Origin of the sequence: Saccharopolyspora phatthalungensis (assembly GCF_014203395.1) — a bacterium.
GTDB lineage: Bacteria > Actinomycetota > Actinomycetes > Mycobacteriales > Pseudonocardiaceae > Saccharopolyspora > Saccharopolyspora phatthalungensis.
Window position 1 is genome coordinate 1101309 of the sequence record NZ_JACHIW010000001.1, and the last position, 14874, is coordinate 1116182.

Annotated in this window: 14 protein-coding genes; 9 read left to right on the forward strand and 5 right to left on the reverse strand. The window is 69.4% G+C overall.

What is annotated here, in order from left to right:
- Positions 1-37 precede the first annotated feature (37 nt).
- From BJ970_RS04955 to BJ970_RS04970, 4 genes are all read left to right on the forward strand, one after another.
- On the forward strand, positions 38-1552 hold the full coding sequence (locus BJ970_RS04955; RefSeq protein WP_184724285.1) for an ATP-dependent DNA ligase: 1515 nt from the start codon (positions 38-40) through the stop codon (positions 1550-1552).
- A gap of 12 nt (positions 1553-1564) precedes the next feature.
- Positions 1565-1984 carry a DUF4288 domain-containing protein gene (locus BJ970_RS04960; RefSeq protein ID WP_184724287.1) on the forward strand — a complete coding sequence of 140 codons (420 nt, stop codon included), beginning with the start codon at positions 1565-1567 and terminating at the stop codon, positions 1982-1984.
- 131 nt (positions 1985-2115) lie between these two features.
- The gene (locus tag BJ970_RS04965; protein ID WP_184724289.1) at positions 2116-2274 is read left to right on the forward strand and encodes a hypothetical protein; all 159 of its coding nucleotides are present in this window, start codon (positions 2116-2118) and stop codon (positions 2272-2274) included.
- 256 nt (positions 2275-2530) lie between these two features.
- Positions 2531-3970 carry a GuaB1 family IMP dehydrogenase-related protein gene (locus tag BJ970_RS04970; protein WP_184724291.1) on the forward strand — a complete coding sequence of 480 codons (1440 nt, stop codon included), beginning with the start codon at positions 2531-2533 and terminating at the stop codon, positions 3968-3970.
- Between the two features lie 68 nt (positions 3971-4038).
- On the opposite strand, the gene phoH2 is transcribed toward BJ970_RS04970, so the two are convergent.
- Both phoH2 and BJ970_RS04980 read right to left on the reverse strand, forming a co-directional pair.
- Positions 4039-5349: an RNA 5'-3' helicase PhoH2 gene (gene phoH2 / locus BJ970_RS04975; protein WP_376775107.1), complete on the reverse strand. Its 1311-nt coding sequence runs from the start codon at positions 5347-5349 to the stop codon at positions 4039-4041.
- 538 nt (positions 5350-5887) lie between these two features.
- The gene (locus tag BJ970_RS04980) at positions 5888-7102 is read right to left on the reverse strand and encodes a DUF885 domain-containing protein (protein WP_184724295.1); all 1215 of its coding nucleotides are present in this window, start codon (positions 7100-7102) and stop codon (positions 5888-5890) included.
- A 259-nt stretch (positions 7103-7361) separates the two neighbouring features.
- Between BJ970_RS04980 and BJ970_RS04985 the strand changes: the two genes are divergently transcribed.
- Together BJ970_RS04985 and BJ970_RS04990 are read left to right on the forward strand one after the other, a co-directional pair.
- On the forward strand, positions 7362-7610 hold the full coding sequence (locus BJ970_RS04985; protein ID WP_184724297.1) for a cousin-of-CoaP protein: 249 nt from the start codon (positions 7362-7364) through the stop codon (positions 7608-7610).
- Between the two features lie 294 nt (positions 7611-7904).
- A complete protein-coding gene (locus BJ970_RS04990; RefSeq protein WP_312864429.1) occupies positions 7905-8156 on the forward strand; it encodes a cousin-of-CoaP protein in 252 nt (83 codons plus the stop codon).
- 105 nt (positions 8157-8261) lie between these two features.
- Here BJ970_RS04990 and BJ970_RS04995 read toward each other — a convergent pair whose 3' ends face one another.
- On the reverse strand, positions 8262-9038 hold the full coding sequence (locus BJ970_RS04995; RefSeq protein WP_184724299.1) for an isoprenyl transferase: 777 nt from the start codon (positions 9036-9038) through the stop codon (positions 8262-8264).
- A 106-nt stretch (positions 9039-9144) separates the two neighbouring features.
- Here BJ970_RS04995 and trhA point away from each other — a divergent pair, with 106 nt between their 5' ends.
- Entirely contained in the window at positions 9145-9822 is a 678-nt protein-coding gene (gene trhA, locus BJ970_RS05000; protein WP_376774988.1) for a PAQR family membrane homeostasis protein TrhA, read from the forward strand.
- A gap of 36 nt (positions 9823-9858) precedes the next feature.
- Here trhA and abmR read toward each other — a convergent pair whose 3' ends face one another.
- Entirely contained in the window at positions 9859-10452 is a 594-nt protein-coding gene (abmR, locus tag BJ970_RS05005; protein WP_184724301.1) for an ATP-binding transcription factor AbmR, read from the reverse strand.
- 52 nt (positions 10453-10504) lie between these two features.
- On the opposite strand from abmR, the gene BJ970_RS38780 reads away from it, so the two are divergent.
- A complete protein-coding gene (locus BJ970_RS38780) occupies positions 10505-10627 on the forward strand; it encodes a hypothetical protein (protein ID WP_281399415.1) in 123 nt (40 codons plus the stop codon).
- Here the strand turns inward: BJ970_RS38780 and BJ970_RS05010 are convergent.
- Positions 10624-12648 (reverse strand): thioredoxin domain-containing protein, encoded by a 2025-nt coding sequence (locus BJ970_RS05010; protein ID WP_184724303.1) that lies wholly within the window; start codon positions 12646-12648, stop codon positions 10624-10626. The genes BJ970_RS38780 and BJ970_RS05010 overlap by 4 nt on opposite strands.
- A 322-nt stretch (positions 12649-12970) precedes the next feature.
- Here BJ970_RS05010 and BJ970_RS05015 point away from each other — a divergent pair, with 322 nt between their 5' ends.
- On the forward strand, positions 12971-14866 hold the full coding sequence (locus tag BJ970_RS05015) for an FtsK/SpoIIIE domain-containing protein (RefSeq protein ID WP_184724305.1): 1896 nt from the start codon (positions 12971-12973) through the stop codon (positions 14864-14866).
- The last annotated feature ends 8 nt before the right edge of the window (positions 14867-14874 follow it).

Here is a 14874-nt window from a genome sequence, read left to right on the forward strand (position 1 = left end):
ATCGACGGATGGCCCGGGCGAGAAGCACCATGAGCGCATGGTGCTTCTCGCGGATGTGGTGGCGACCTCGGCAGAGGTCACGGCGACTCGTTCTCGCAAGGCCAAGACCGCTGCGATCGCCGGGCTGCTCGGGCGGCTCGACCCCGGCGAGGTCCGCCCGGCGACGGCGCTGCTGGCCGGCGAACTGCCCGGCGGCCGGGCCGGGGTGGGCTGGTCGACGCTGGCCGCGCTGGACGTCGAACCGGCGCCCGAGCCCGTGCTGACGATCACCGAGGTCGACTCGGCGATCGACGCGGTCCGGCTGATCAAGGGCTCCGGCTCGGGCCAGCGCCGGGCCGCGGCACTGACCGGGCTGCTCGGCAAAGCGACCCCGGACGAGCAGCGATTCCTGGTGCGCCTGTTCGGCGGCGAACTCCGCCAGGGCGCCCTGGAAGGCGTGATGGTCGAAGCCATCGCGGCAGCCGCAGAAGTGCCGACCGAGGCGGTGCGGCGGGCGTTCATGCTCTCCGGCCGGTTGCCCGCGACCGCCGAGGCCGCCTTGTGCGGCGGCGAACCGGCGCTCGCCGAGTTCCGCCTGGAGATCGGACGCCCCGTCCGGCCGATGCTGGCATCGCCCGCCGAGACCCTGGACGGCGCGTTGGACGAGCTCGGCGACGTCAGCGTCGAGTACAAATTGGACGGTGCCCGGATCCAGGTGCACCGCAACGGCGACGACGTGCACATCTACACCCGGACGCTGCGCGAGATCACCCGCAACGTGCCGGAACTCGTTGACCTGGCGCGCGGCCTGAGCTGCCGGGCAGTGGTGCTCGACGGCGAGACGCTCGCACTCGACGACTCGGGCCGGCCCCGGCCGTTCCAGGAGACCATGGGCCGGTTCGGTGCCCAGAACTCACGAGATCTCCTGCTGCACCCATATTTCTTCGACTGCCTGCACCTCGACGGCGATGACCTGCTCGACCTGCCGCTGCGGCAACGCCTCGACGCGTTGGAAAAGGTCGCGCCGCAACACCGGATCCCGGCGATCCTGTCGCCATCCGCGGACCGCGCCTCCGCGCTATTCGACGAAGCACTGGACGCCGGGCACGAGGGCGTCATGGTCAAGGCCCTGGACTCGGGTTACGCGGCGGGGCGACGCGGCCGGTCCTGGCGGAAGGTCAAGCCAGAGCACACCCTCGACCTGATCGTGCTCGCCGCCGAGTGGGGGCACGGACGGCGCCGGGGCTACCTGTCGAACCTGCACCTGGGCGCGCGGGACCCCGACGGCGGCCCGCCGATCATGGTCGGCAAGACGTTCAAGGGCCTCACCGACGAACTGCTGGCGTGGCAGACCGCGCAATTCCAGCGGCGGGAGACCCACCGCGACGACTGGACGGTCCACGTCGTTCCCGAGCTCATCGTGGAGATCGAACTCGACGGCGTGCAGGCCAGTCCCCGCTACGCCGGCGGCGTCGCACTGCGCTTCGCCCGCGTACTGCGCTACCGGCCCGACAAGGACGCCGCCTCGGCCGACAGCATCGAGGCGGTTCGCGCCATGCTTCCGGGCGGGTGAGATCCTGAGGGCATGAGCAGCAACGACTTCGACGCGATCGGTTCGATCAACATCGGGCCGGGCACCATCGATCCGCGCGAATTCCAGGCCGACGCGGATGCGGTCGAGCTGGACTACTACATCGCGGTCCTGGTCCTGGAGGCCACTTCGGACGCCGCGAACCACAAGCCGTGGTACGAGGAGTCCTTCGTGCTGCTCAAAGCGGAGTCCGAAGAAGAGGCGACGGAAAAGGCCGCCGAGCACGGCAAGCAGCAGGAAACCAGCTACCAGAACGAGAACCACGAACTGATCACCTGGAAACTGAAGAAGATCATCGAGGTGAAACCCGTCGAAGACGCGACCTTCGACGACGGCACGGAACTCTACAGCCGCTTCTTCCGCAACTACGAGGCATACAGCGGTTTCGAACCCTTGACGGAGGAAGACCTCTGATCCGCGGCAGCGCGCAACCCACCGCGCCGCCCCGGGTCGCCCTGGGGCCACGACTAGCAGCGCCGGATTCGTGATCACTACCGTGTGCATCGATTTGATCTCGAACTGTAGTTCTCGCTTCACTACGGTTCGTGTTCGTCCACGCCTACGTCGATGAGTCCTACGACCTGACCATCGGCAGCTACATCCTCACGGCCAGCATCGTCGACCTCACCGACGCCGAGGAAATCCGCTGCACGCTCCGGGAGCTTCACGCCGGCCACGGCAAACTTCACTCTTGTTGTGGCTAGCCGACATCGCGTGCGGCTCCGCGCTCCAGGCGCAGCGAGGAGATCTCGGCTTCCTCGAGCAGCTCGGAGATACCGCACATCTACTAACGATCGACGTGAACTAGTCCCAGAAACGCAGAGGCCGGGGTCCGGCAATAAAGCGGGTACACGTGATCTTGTACGCATGGACCCCGGACCCGAGATCGCTGCGATCCGGTCGGGTCGTCGGGTTGCGGACAGGCGACTGGGGGCACCGGACCCCGTAGGGTGGTGAGACGTGCAGTTCTTGAACGGGCAGCAGCCCTCCACCGATCTGACCTACGACGACGTCTTCCTGGCGCCCAGGCGCTCCGGCGTCGAGTCTCGCTTCGACGTGGACCTCGCCACCAGCGACGGCACCGGGGCCACCCTGCCGATCGTGGTCGCCAACATGACCGCCGTGGCCGGTCGCCGGATGGCCGAGACCATCGCTCGGCGCGGCGGCTTGGTCGTGTTGCCGCAGGACGTCGATCCCGGCGTGGTCGCCGAGATCACCTCCTGGGTCAAAGCGCGGCACCCCGTGTGGGACACCCCGCTGGTGTTGCACGCCGACGACGCCGTCGCCGACGCCCTCAACCTCCTGCCCAAGCGCGCCCACGGCGCCGTGGTTGTCGTCGACGATGACAACCGGCCGATCGGTGTCGTCGACGAGGCGGCCTGCACCGGCGTCGACCGGTTCGCGCGGGTCGGTGAGGTCGCGGATCGGCATCCGGTCGTGTTGCCGCTGGAGACCAAACCCCGCGAGGTGTTCGAACAGTTGGACCAGCACGCCCGCAACGTCGCGATCGCGGTCGACGCCGAGGGCAGCCTGGCCGGGATCATGACCAGTCGCGGCGCGCTGCGCGCCGAGATCTACACGCCGGCGCTGGACGACACTGGCCGCCTGCGGATCGCTGCGGCGGTCGGGGTCAACGGCGATGTCGCGGACAAGGCGTCCGCGCTGCTGGATGCCGGGGTCGACACGCTCGTCGTGGACACCGCGCACGGCCACCAGGAAAAGATGATCTCCGCGCTGCGGGCGGTCCGGGCGGAGGGTCCGGCGGTTCCGGTGGTGGCCGGGAACGTGGTGACCGCCGAAGGCGCGCGCGACCTCATCGAAGCCGGGGCCGACGTGATCAAGGTCGGCGTGGGGCCGGGCGCGATGTGCACGACGCGGATGATGACCGGCGTCGGTCGGCCGCAGTTCTCCGCGGTCGCCGAATGCGCCGCGGAGGCTCGCAGGCTGGGCAAGCACGTGTGGGCCGACGGTGGCATCCGGCACCCGCGGGACGTGGCGCTGGCGCTGGCCGCCGGTGCCGCGTCGGTGATGGTCGGTTCGTGGTTCGCCGGCACCTACGAATCGCCCGGCGATCTGCAGCGAGACGAGCACGGCCGGGCCTACAAGGAGTCCTTCGGCATGGCCTCCAAGCGCGCCGTGTCCGCCCGGACCCGCACCGACAGCGCGTTCGACCGGGCTCGCAAGGCGCTGTTCGAGGAAGGGATCTCCAGCTCCCGGATGCGGTTGGACCCGCAGCGGCCGAGCGTCGAGGACCTGCTCGACGAGATCACCTCCGGACTGCGCTCGTCGTGCACCTACGCCGGCGCCCGCACCCTGGAGGAGTTCTACGACCGCGCCGTCGTCGGCATCCAGTCCCCGGCCGGCTTCGCCGAAGGCCGCCCGCTGCCCTCCGGCTGGTGAGCTGAGTTTCCCCGGTGACGGGCATCTTCGGGCGACTTGCGGCTCGAAGATGCCCGTCGCGCGGCTGGCTACGGGGTGAACTCGCCTTCAAGCATTTCCGTCACGAGGGCCGCGATCGGGGAACGCTCGGAGCGGGTGAGGGTGACGTGGGCGAACAAGGGGTGACCCTTGAGCTTCTCGATCACCGCCGCCACCCCGTCGTGACGGCCCACCCGCAGGTTGTCGCGCTGGGCGACGTCGTGGGTGAGGACCACCCGCGAATTCGCTCCGAGCCTGGACAGCACGGTGAGCAGCACGTTGCGCTCCAGCGACTGCGCCTCGTCGACGATGACGAACGAGTCGTGCAGCGACCGGCCCCGGATGTGGGTGAGCGGCAGGACCTCCAGCATCCCGCGGTCCATCACCTCATCCAGCACGTTCTCGCTGGCCAGCGCGCCAAGGGTGTCGAACACCGCTTGCGCCCACGGCGCCATCTTCTCGTTCTCGGTCCCGGGCAGGTAGCCGAGCTCCTGGCCGCCGACGGCGTACACCGGCCGGAACACCACGACCTTGCGGTGTTGCTGCCGCTCCAGCACCGACTCCAGGCCCGCGCACAGCGCGAGCGCGGACTTGCCCGTACCGGCCCGGCCGCCCAGCGACACGATCCCGACCTCGGGATCGAGCAGCAGCTCCAGCGCGATCCGCTGCTCGGCGGACCGGCCGTGCAGGCCGAATGCCTCCCGGTCGCCGCGCACCAACCGGACCTGCTTATCCGCGTTCACCCGGCCCAGCGCGCTCTGTGAGCCGGACAGCAGCCGAACCCCGGTGTTCGGCGGCAGCTCCCGCGCCTCGTCGAGGTCGGCGACCCCGTCCTTGAACAGGACGTCGACCGACTCCGACGACACATCGATGTCGGCCATGCCGGTCCAGCCCGACGACACCACGTCCTGCGCGCGGTACTCCTCGGCGTCCAGGGCCACCGCCGCGGCCTTGACCCGCAGCGGCATGTCCTTGCTGACCAGCGTGACCCGGTGCCCATCGGCGGCCAGGTTCAGCGAGCAGGCCAGGATTCGGGCGTCGTTGGAGTCCGTGCGGAACCCCGGCGGCAACACGTGCGGATCGGAGTGGTTCAACTCGACGTGCAGGCTGCCTCCCGATGCGCCGACCGGAACCGGTTGATCCAGCCGTCCGTGCCGGATCCGCAGGTCATCGAGGACGCGAAGGGTTTCTCTGGCGAACCAGCCGAGTTCGGGGTGGTGGCGCTTGCCTTCCAATTCACTGATGACCACCACCGGAAGAACCACGTTGTGCTCGGCGAAGCGGGATATGGCCCACGGATCGGACAGCAACACCGAGGTGTCCAGGACATAGGTGCGGATCTCGGTGTCACTGGTTTGCACGGTGCTCGCGGACTCGCCGCTACCGGCTGGGGTCTCCGCTTGGGGCTGGGAACGTCGTGCGGTCACGGCTACTCCCTCGCGGGCGTGGCATGCACACCCGCTCGTCGGCGGGCCGGGCCTGCCCCCGTCGCGCCCCGGCCGGACCGGTCGTCCGCCGTGGCCGCAGGGGCCGGGCACCGGCCCTTCGCGACCAAGGTGGACGTAGTAACCGTCCGCTCCAGCCAACAGCCACGATCAGGGCCTCCCGGACGGGCCGCGTACGGACTTGCAAGGAGAACGGCCCGTCACCAGCGCACGCTACCGGCGTGATCGCGTCTCGGCAGGCAGCCACACAGGTGATTCGCCAATTCGTCGATATCTCTTCATGTGCCTCGGAATCCGTGCAGGTCACGGTCTTGCCGACGGCGCCGTACGGATGCGGCGCGCGCACCGGCAGCAGGTCAGGACGGCTCCGGCGGCCGGTTCGGCGGGCCGCTCGCCCCGGCACGCCTGGTGACCAGAATTGCTCCGTACGGGTGAACCTTGTCGGGTGAACAGCTCAGACGCGGGCCGCGAGCTCGGCCCGCAGGACATCCGGCACCAGCGGCTCGTCAAGCAGTCTGCGATAGCGATCGGCGCTCGAAGTGCCGACCGGCCGGTTCTCCAACCATTGCCGCAGCAGCCGATAACCCTCGACGTAAGTGGTGGTGTAGGCGCGCCAGAGCGGATCGCGCATGAACCGCACCAGGTGCTGGGCCCGCCGATCCGACATCAGCAACCAGCGCTGCAGGTGGGCGGTAACCTCGGCGTCGTCCGCGCCATCGTCGTGCAGCATCAGCAACGCGTCCTGGCGGACCGTCAGGAGCCGGTTCATCGCGCTTTCCACCCGCTCCGCCAGCTCGCCTTCCATCCAGATGCCCAGGTCCGCGAAGATCTCCGCCGCCCACGGACCCCAGCCCGGCCCCACCACGGCCTGCAACCCCAGGTCGGCGAGGCCCTCGGCCATCAGGCACTGCGGCGTGTTGATGAGGAAGATCGTGTGCTCGGCCTGGGCGTCCCGGATCGCCAGGCCGGCCTCCTTGCGGCAGTGCTCGGTGTGGTGGCCCGGGTAGGACTCGTGCGCGACGAGTTGCGGCAGGTTCGCGGCCCGGTGCCCGACGTCGGCGTTGACCGCCACCCGTGACCGGAAGTCGCCGAGGTAGTGGTTGAAACCGCTCCACGGCTTGTCGGTCACGACCTGGTAGTCGACGGCCTCCTGGACCGGCAGGCCGAACCGGTCGCGCACGCGTTCCCGCAGCGCGCCCGAAAGCGCCTGGACGCAGACCTTGAGCCGCGCCGCCGGGACCTGGTCTCGACCACGGATGGCGGCCAGCCGCGTGTCCAGCGGTCCTCGGCCGGGCAGCACCTCGGCCAGCTCGCGGTGTGCCTCCCGGTACGCGTCCGGCTCCCCGGGCACCGGCGTGACCTGGAAGTACGCCTCCACCTCGGCGGGGAAGGGCAACCGCTCGCCGGCCAGTTTGCGTCCGGAGCACTCCAGCGCGGTCAACTGCGCGGCGAGGAACCGGCGGCGCGGCGCGGCCAGTCCGGAGTCCGGCAACTCGGCGCGCAGTCGCCGCGCGTCGGCGACCAACCGCGCCGGATCGGGCCGGGCCTCGTCGTTAACCCGCCGCCGCAGCGACGGGTCGCCGGTATAGGAATCCACGAATCCCTGGACGAGCCGGTCGAATCTGAGCCCGAGGAGCAGGTATTCGGCCACCAGCGCTTCGGAGTCCATATCAGGACACTACGCCGGGCGGTCGCCGGGGCGGACAACCGGTCCCGTTTCCGAACCCGGGAAACATGCGCATTTTGCCGCCGCAACAAAAGGCCGACGAAACCGACGAAGAAATCACACGATGGTGTTAACGAGGTGTTGTTTTTTCGGTTTAGCTAGATATCTTTCACGCCGGGTGCTTCCCCTCCGGCTGACTTTGGGGTGCGCAGCCGGGGAAACAGCGCACTCTCTCCATCCCATCCAACAAGGAGCAACCGAAGTGCTTAAGAAGGCAGCGATTGTCGCCGGTGCCGCCGCAGGCCTGCTGGCCCTGGCCCCCGTCGCCAACGCCGACAGCGCCGACAACGACGGCATCAACATCGCGAACGACAACAACATCAGCGCTGCGCCAATTCAGGCCTGCGGCAACAACGTCGCCGTGCTGGGCGCCGTCGTGCCGATCCTGTCCCCGCAGGTCAACAAGTGCGTCAACGCGCCGATCGTCGACCACCCCAAGGCCGGGTACTGATCGAGGCGAATCGCCTGGATCCGATAAGCGGATTCAGGTGGCAAAAAGGGCGTCGGGCCAGTCTCGACGCTCCTTTTTGCGTGCAACGACCCACCGAAAAACCATCTCGCCGCCCAATTCGCGCGACTACCAGCGAATACGAGATTCTTGTTCACACAATGGTGTTAACGAGTTTGGGTATCCGGCACGTCGCCGGTAGTTTGCAGCCGGTACACACCAGACTCGATGACCACCTCGCGGTCTTTTCGAAGTCCGCTCGGTGTGAACTCCGAATCCCGCGGTAATCAGAGGAGAGTGACCCAAGTGCTGAAGAAGGCAGCGATCGTCGCCGGTGCCGCCGCCGGACTGCTGGCCCTGGCCCCCGTCGCCAACGCCGACAGCGCCGACAACGACGGCATCAACATCCTGAACGACAACAACATCAGCGCTGTGCCGATTCAGGCATGCGGCAACAACATCGCCGTGGCCGGCGCCGTCGTGCCGATCGCGTCTCCGCAGCTGAACCAGTGCGTCAACGCGCCGATCATCGACCACCCCAAGGGCTGATCGCCTCGTCGCACCGGAAAGGCCAGGTCCCAGCGACCTGGCCTTTCTGCTTTCCCAGGGCCGGCTTTCCCAGGGCCAACTTTCCCAGGGCCGGCTTTCCCAGGGTCAACCGCCGAAGCGGCGGTGCCGGACCGCGTAGTCGCGCAGGGCGCGCAGGAAGTCGACCCGCCGGAAGGCCGGCCAGTATGCCTCCGTGAACCAGAACTCGGAGTGCGCCGACTGCCACAGCATGAAGCCGGACAACCGCTGTTCCCCCGAGGTGCGGATCAGCAGGTCGGGATCGGGTTGCCCGGAGGTGTAGAGGTGTTCGGCGATGTGGTCGACGGTGAGGACCTCGGCGAGTTCTTCGATCGTGGTGCCCGCTTCGGCGTGCTGCTGAAGCAGTTTGCGTACCGCGTCGGCGATCTCCCGGCGCCCGCCGTAGCCGACCGCGACGTTGACCTGCATGCCGGTGCGGCCCTTGGTCCGCAGGGCCGCGGCGGACAGCCGCGCCGCGGTTTCGGTGGGCAGCACGTCAAGGGCGCCCACGATCCGCACCCGCCACGGCGTGGCCGGGTCGGTGAGCTCGTCCACCACTCCGGCGATGATCTCCATCAGCGCGCCGAGCTCTTCGGGGCTGCGGTTGAGATTGTCGGTGGACAGCAGCCACAGCGTGACGACCTCGACCTCGGCCTCTTCGCACCAGCCGAGCAGTTCGACGATCTTGCGGGCACCCACGCGATGCCCATGGGCGGCGTCCAAGCCGGCGTCCTTGGCCCATCTGCGATTGCCGTCCAGGATGACCCCGACGTGCCTCGGATGCTGGACTCCGTCGAGCTTCCGGCGCAGCCGCCGCTCATAGACGTCGTAGATGAGTTCTTTCAACCGAACCTTGAGCGCCACGCCAGCTGAGCCTACGCGGATCCGGATGAGCCGCGGCCCCCGCCTCAAGGGCGCGGTGCAGCACAGGTCACGTTTCCCTGAACCTACGCTCCCGTAACCTCGAGGTGTGCCTAGCGCCCTCTCCGCCCGCCGCCCCAACGCGTTCGTCAAGCCGCGGATGCGCGGCTGGATCCATCTGTGGTCCCTGGTGGTGTCCGTTGTTGCCGGTGCCACGTTGATCGCCCTCGCCGCCGCCACCGTGTCGACGGCCGCCGCGGTGGGCACGTCGATCTACGTCGCGACCGTCCTGGGTCTTTTCGGCGTCAGCGCCCTGTACCACCGCAAGACCTGGACCACGCTCGGGGCGCGCACCTGGATGCGGCGCCTCGACCACTCGATGATCTTCCTGTTCATCGCGGGCACCTACACCCCGTTCGCGATGGTCGCCATGCAGCCGACGACGGGTGCCGTGGTGCTCGCGGTCGTCTGGGGCGGTGCGCTGGGCGGCGTGATCCTCAAGCTCGCCTGGCCCAACGCACCGCGCTGGGTGGGGGTGCCGGTCTATCTCGCGCTCGGGTGGGTCGCGGTGTTCGTGCTTCCCGACCTGCTGCACAACGCCGGGATGGCGGCACTGGTGCTGCTGATCGTTGGCGGGCTGATGTACTCCGCGGGCGCGATCTTCTACGCGGTCCGGTGGCCGGACCCGTGGCCGAAGACCTTCGGCTACCACGAGTTCTTCCACTCGGCGGTGTCGCTGGCCGCGATCTGCCACCACATCGCGATCTGGTTGGCGCTCTACGCCTGAGCTCGGCCGTGCGCACGGGGTGGCCGGCCACCGCGCTCACGACTCCTGGGGACCGCGGTTGCGCAGTTCGTCGACCTTGGACAGGGCCTCGCGCAGTTCGCCCAGCCAGTCCTCGGTGTGCTTGCCGACAAGCCGCACCGCCCAGGCCAACGCCTCGGAACGGGACCGGGCGACACCGGCGTCCACGAGGGTGTCCAGCACCATGCGCTCGGACTGGTGCAGCCGGGTCATCACCGGCACGGACAGTGTGGTGAACAGTTCCTCGGTGTCGCCGAGCCGGGCACCCCAAGCGACCTTGCGCCCGTAGCGGTGCTCCGCCTGGCGGGCGATCTCGATTCGCTCCTCGCGGGTTTGCTCACGGAACCGGGAGATCCGGCCGCTCTCGGCGGCGGCGCGCTCGGCGTCGTCGCCGAACTCGCCCGCCACTGGCGGTAGTTCGCCGACCACCACGATTTCCTCGCGGTCCACGGTGACCGTCGGGCCACCGGTGAACCACCCTTCGGGCAGCCGCCCGGTGAACCACGCCTTGGCGTCGTCGGCCGTGGGCGGCTCGTTGCGTCGCCCACCGCCTGCCCACGGCGGGCCTCCCCTGCCCCGGCCGCGTGCCGTTCGACCAAACCTTGAATACATCTCCGCCACCTCCTGATTACAGGATTACACACTTACATCGCAGGTGGGAGCGGTGCCGTTCGGCTCACGGCGAAACGATGCCCTGGCGGGCGTGGTCCCCGTGCACGCTGATCTGCCCGATATGGGCGCTGTCGTCGAGCACCACGACGACGAACGCCAGCGGCTCATTCTCTAGCGAGCCAGGGATTCGACGAGGTCCTCTGTGGTGGTGACCGGCCGATCGCACACGTAGCCGCGGCAGACGTACGCCGCGGCGGCTCCGCCGACCAGCGGCCGTCCCGCCAACAGCGGCACCCGGGTCGCCGCCGGCTCGCCCGCCAACGCCACGGCTCCGCCCGGGGCGTGCCGCCTGGCCGTGGCGAGCAGCGCCGTCCGGTCGGCGTCGCCGGCGTCGCCGACCACCGCGACCTGCAACGGCCCGTGGGCACGCGCCTCGGCGACGCTGAGCCAGTTACCCGCGAAGCGGGGAACGCGCTGCGCGAGGAGCCCGGCGCGCGCCAGCGCCTGCTCGGCGGCGGCGCGGTAGCGCGTCGCGCTGTCCGCTCCCGCGAGCGCGGCAGCGGTGAGCAGGGCCGAGGCAAGAGCCGAGGCCCCGGCGGGGCTCGCATTGTCGGTGGGGTCGGAGGGGCGCCGGACGAGGGCTTCGGCGTCGGCCGCGGTGTCGTGGAACATGCCCGGGTGGTCGGCGTCGGCGAACTGTTCCAGCGCCGTGTCCAGCAGCGAACAGGCCGCTTCGAGCCACTGTGGCTCGCCGGTCGCCTGGTGCAGGGAAAGCAGGCCATCGGCCAAGCACCCGTAGTCCTCAAGCACCCCCGAAGCCGTTCCCACCACCCCGTCGCGGGATGTGCGGCGCAACCGGCGGTCGACCCAATGCCGCTCCAGCAGCAAATCCGCCGCTTGCGCCGCCGCGTCGACCCAGCTCGGTTCGTCGAGCACCCCCGCCGCCTCGGTCAGCGCGACAATCGCCATGCCGTTCCAGGCCGTGACGACCTTGTCGTCCTTGCCCGGCTGCGGGCGCCGGTCGCGGGCCTCGCGAAGGCTGTCCCGCACCCGCCGCCAGCGGGCCGGATCGTCCGGATCGCGCTTGAGCTGCAGCGTCGAGGCACCGTCCTCGAAGGTGCCCGCGTCGGTCACCTCGAACAGTTCCGCCGCCCAGTCCCCGTCGACCGGCCCGAGCACCTCGCGCAACTGCTCCGGCGTCCACACGTAGGTCAGCCCTTCGACGCCTTCGGTGTCCGCGTCCAGCGAAGCCGCGAACCCGCCTTCCGGGGTCCGCAGCTCGTGCAGCAGGAATTCGGCCGTCTCGCGGGCCACCCGCTCGCCGAGCGCGTTGCCGTTGCGAGCCAGGTGCGCGTAGACGCGGAGCAGCAAAGCGTTGTCGTACAACATCTTCTCGAAATGCGGCACCACCCACGCGGAGTCGACGCTGTAGCGGGCGAAGCCGCCGGCCAGCTGGTCGTAGATGCCCCCGCGCGCCATCGCCGAGGAGGTGGCCTCGGCGAGTTCCCATGCGGACTGCCCGCCGTCCGGGGGGCCGACGCGCTCGTGGTGGCGCAGCAGGAACTCCAGCACCATCGACGGCGGGAACTTCGGCGCACCGCCGAATCCGCCGTGCACCGCGTCGAATTCGGTGCGCAACCGGGAAACCGCCCCGGCCAGCACCTCTTCGTCCAGAATGGACTCCGGGAGCGGGGCGCGCTGCGCGGCCAGCTGCTCCACCACCCGGGTGGCGGCCTTGCGGACCTCCTCGCCGCGACCTGTCCACGCCTGCTCCACCGCGTCCAACAACTGCCGGAACGACGGCATGCCGGACATCGGCGCGGCCGGGTAGTAGGTCCCGCAGTGGAACGGTTCGCCGTCCGGGGTAAGGAAGCAGGTCATCGGCCAGCCGCCCTGCCCGGTCATCGCCTGGGTGGCCTCCATGTAGACCGCGTCGATGTCCGGCCGCTCCTCGCGGTCCACCTTGATGTTCACGAAGTTCTCGTTCATCACCCGGGCGGTCTCCGGGTCCTCGAACGATTCGTGCGCCATGACGTGGCACCAGTGGCAGGCCGCGTAGCCGATCGACAGCAGCACCGGCACGTCCCGCCGCCGCGCCTCGGCGAACGCCTCGGGCGACCAAGGCCACCAGTCGACCGGGTTGTCGGCGTGCTGGAGCAGGTAAGGGCTGGTCGCGCCAGCTAGCCGGTTAGCCATGCCCCCAGCCTCCCACCTGCCCGAAACGTGCGCACCCACCAGGCGTCCCCGCCGGCCCCACGGCGCGACGGCGATCCTGCATCCGGGACCGATCCCGGGTCGGCTACGGTGCGTTCGCAGCTGATCGACAGGGGGTAATTCGTTGCAGCCAGGACCGCCTTTCCAGCCAACACACCGCCCGATGGCACCACCGCCATACCCGAGCATGCCGCCGCCCACAAGGCCGCCGATGCCGCCTCCGGCCGCACCTCGCGCGGTCGGTCCGCCGCATGCGACCGCATTGGCGCCGCCAAGTGCCGAAACGACGCAGATCGTCCGCACCGTGCCGAGAAGCGACGAGCCGATCAACCTGTTCGACCTCGTGGGGTTCGGCGATCCCGCCCAGTGCGACCTGGACCGGGCCTGGCGGCGGCGCAGCATCGAGGATCTCTACCGGATCCCGATCGGCGTTGACGAGCGCGGCAACCCGGTGCACCTGGATTTGAAGAAGTGCGGCCACGGGGTGGGCATTTTCGGCTGCGCCGGCTCCGGGAAGTCCGAGTTGCTGCGCACGATCCTGTTCGGGCTGGCCGCCACGCACTCCTCGACCTCGATCAACTTCGCCTGCATCAGCCCTGAACACTGCGATCAGGTCTGGCGCACGCTCTACTCGCTCCCGCACACGGCGCTGGCCGCACCGATGCTTTCGGACGACATCACCGGGCAACGGCTCGACGACGCGCTGATCGGTGCGCTCGACCGGCAGATCGAGCTGATCAACCGGGCGGAGGTCAAGAGTTTCACCGAGTACCAGCGCATCCAGCCGGAAACCGACCACGAACCGATGGCGATGCTGCTGGTCGCGATCGACGACCTGCCGGGCGTGCTCCGCGATCGGCCCGATTTCGCCGCGATCATCGACCGGTTGGCCCGCGTCCGGCACTCGGGGATCAAGCTGATGTACACGGCCGCCTCGGCGGAGCAGATCCCGGAACTCGCGCGTGGTATCGCGACCCGCGTCGCGCTGCGGAGCTCGGAATCGGACTCGGTCACGCTCATCGGCCGACCGTGGGCGCACGACCTGCCGGATTCCCCGGGCAACGGCTACCTCGCTCCCCTGCTGCGGGACTCACCGATCCGCTTCCACGCGGCGTTCACCGACCTGCCGCACGGGACGCCCCAAGGCGAGCACCACCCGACCATCCCGCAGGTCTTCGCCGAGCGAATCCATTGCCAGGCGCCCCCGGCCCGCCGGCTCATCCTGCCGCCGCCGGGGGAACTACCCGCCGGAATCGACACGTCGCTGCTCGCCCCGGAGGTCACCGAGGACCGGGGCTTCGCCGCCCGGCCCGAGTCCCCGCTGAACGTCCCCATCGGCTTGAGCGACAACCCCTTCCGGCACCGGCACGACCCGCTCCTGGTGGACTTCGCCGGAGCGGACGGCAACCTGGCGATCGTGGGGCGACCGCGCAGCGGGAAGACAACCGCCGCGCAAACGACTCTGCTGGCGCTGGCGCTGACCCACACGCCCGCGGAAATCCGCTTCCACTGCCTCGATTTCGGTGGTGGTGGCCTGGCGCCGCTGCGGGACCTGCCGCACACCCGGGTGGTGACCGCCAGCCACGACTCGAAATACGTGGCGCAGGCCGTCGATGACCTCACCGACCTGCTGGCGAAGCGGGAGAAGTCCTTTGCGCGCAACGACATCGACTCGATCGCCGAGTTCCGCAAGCGACGCGAATCGGAGCCGCTCGACGAGCTCTCGACCGACCACTTCCTCGTGATCGACGGTTGGCCGGAAGTGCATCAGCACCCGGGGCTGAACGAGCGGGTGCTGCGCCTCGCCCGGCGCGGTCTGTCCTACGGCATTCACCTGATCGTCACCGCCAACCGCTGGGACGACCTGCCGCGCGAACTGCGCGAACTCGCGGGCGGACGGGTCGAGCTGCGGCTGGCGGACCCGCGGGACTCGCTGAGCTCCGTCGAATGCGCCCAGGCCGTCCCGGCGGACAAACCAGGGCGCGGCGTCTGCAACGCGCGGCACTGCGCGATCAACATGCCGGTGCTCGGCGAAGAACTCGACTACGCCGAAGAAGGTCTTCCGGACGGCCTCGGCGGGAAGACCCGCGAACTGGTGCAGCGAATCCGCGAATCCTGGACCGAGAGCACGCCGCTTCCCCAGCTCCGCCGCGCACCGCTCGACGTCGACCACGCGGGCCTCCCGAAATCCGAGCCGTGATCCACGAA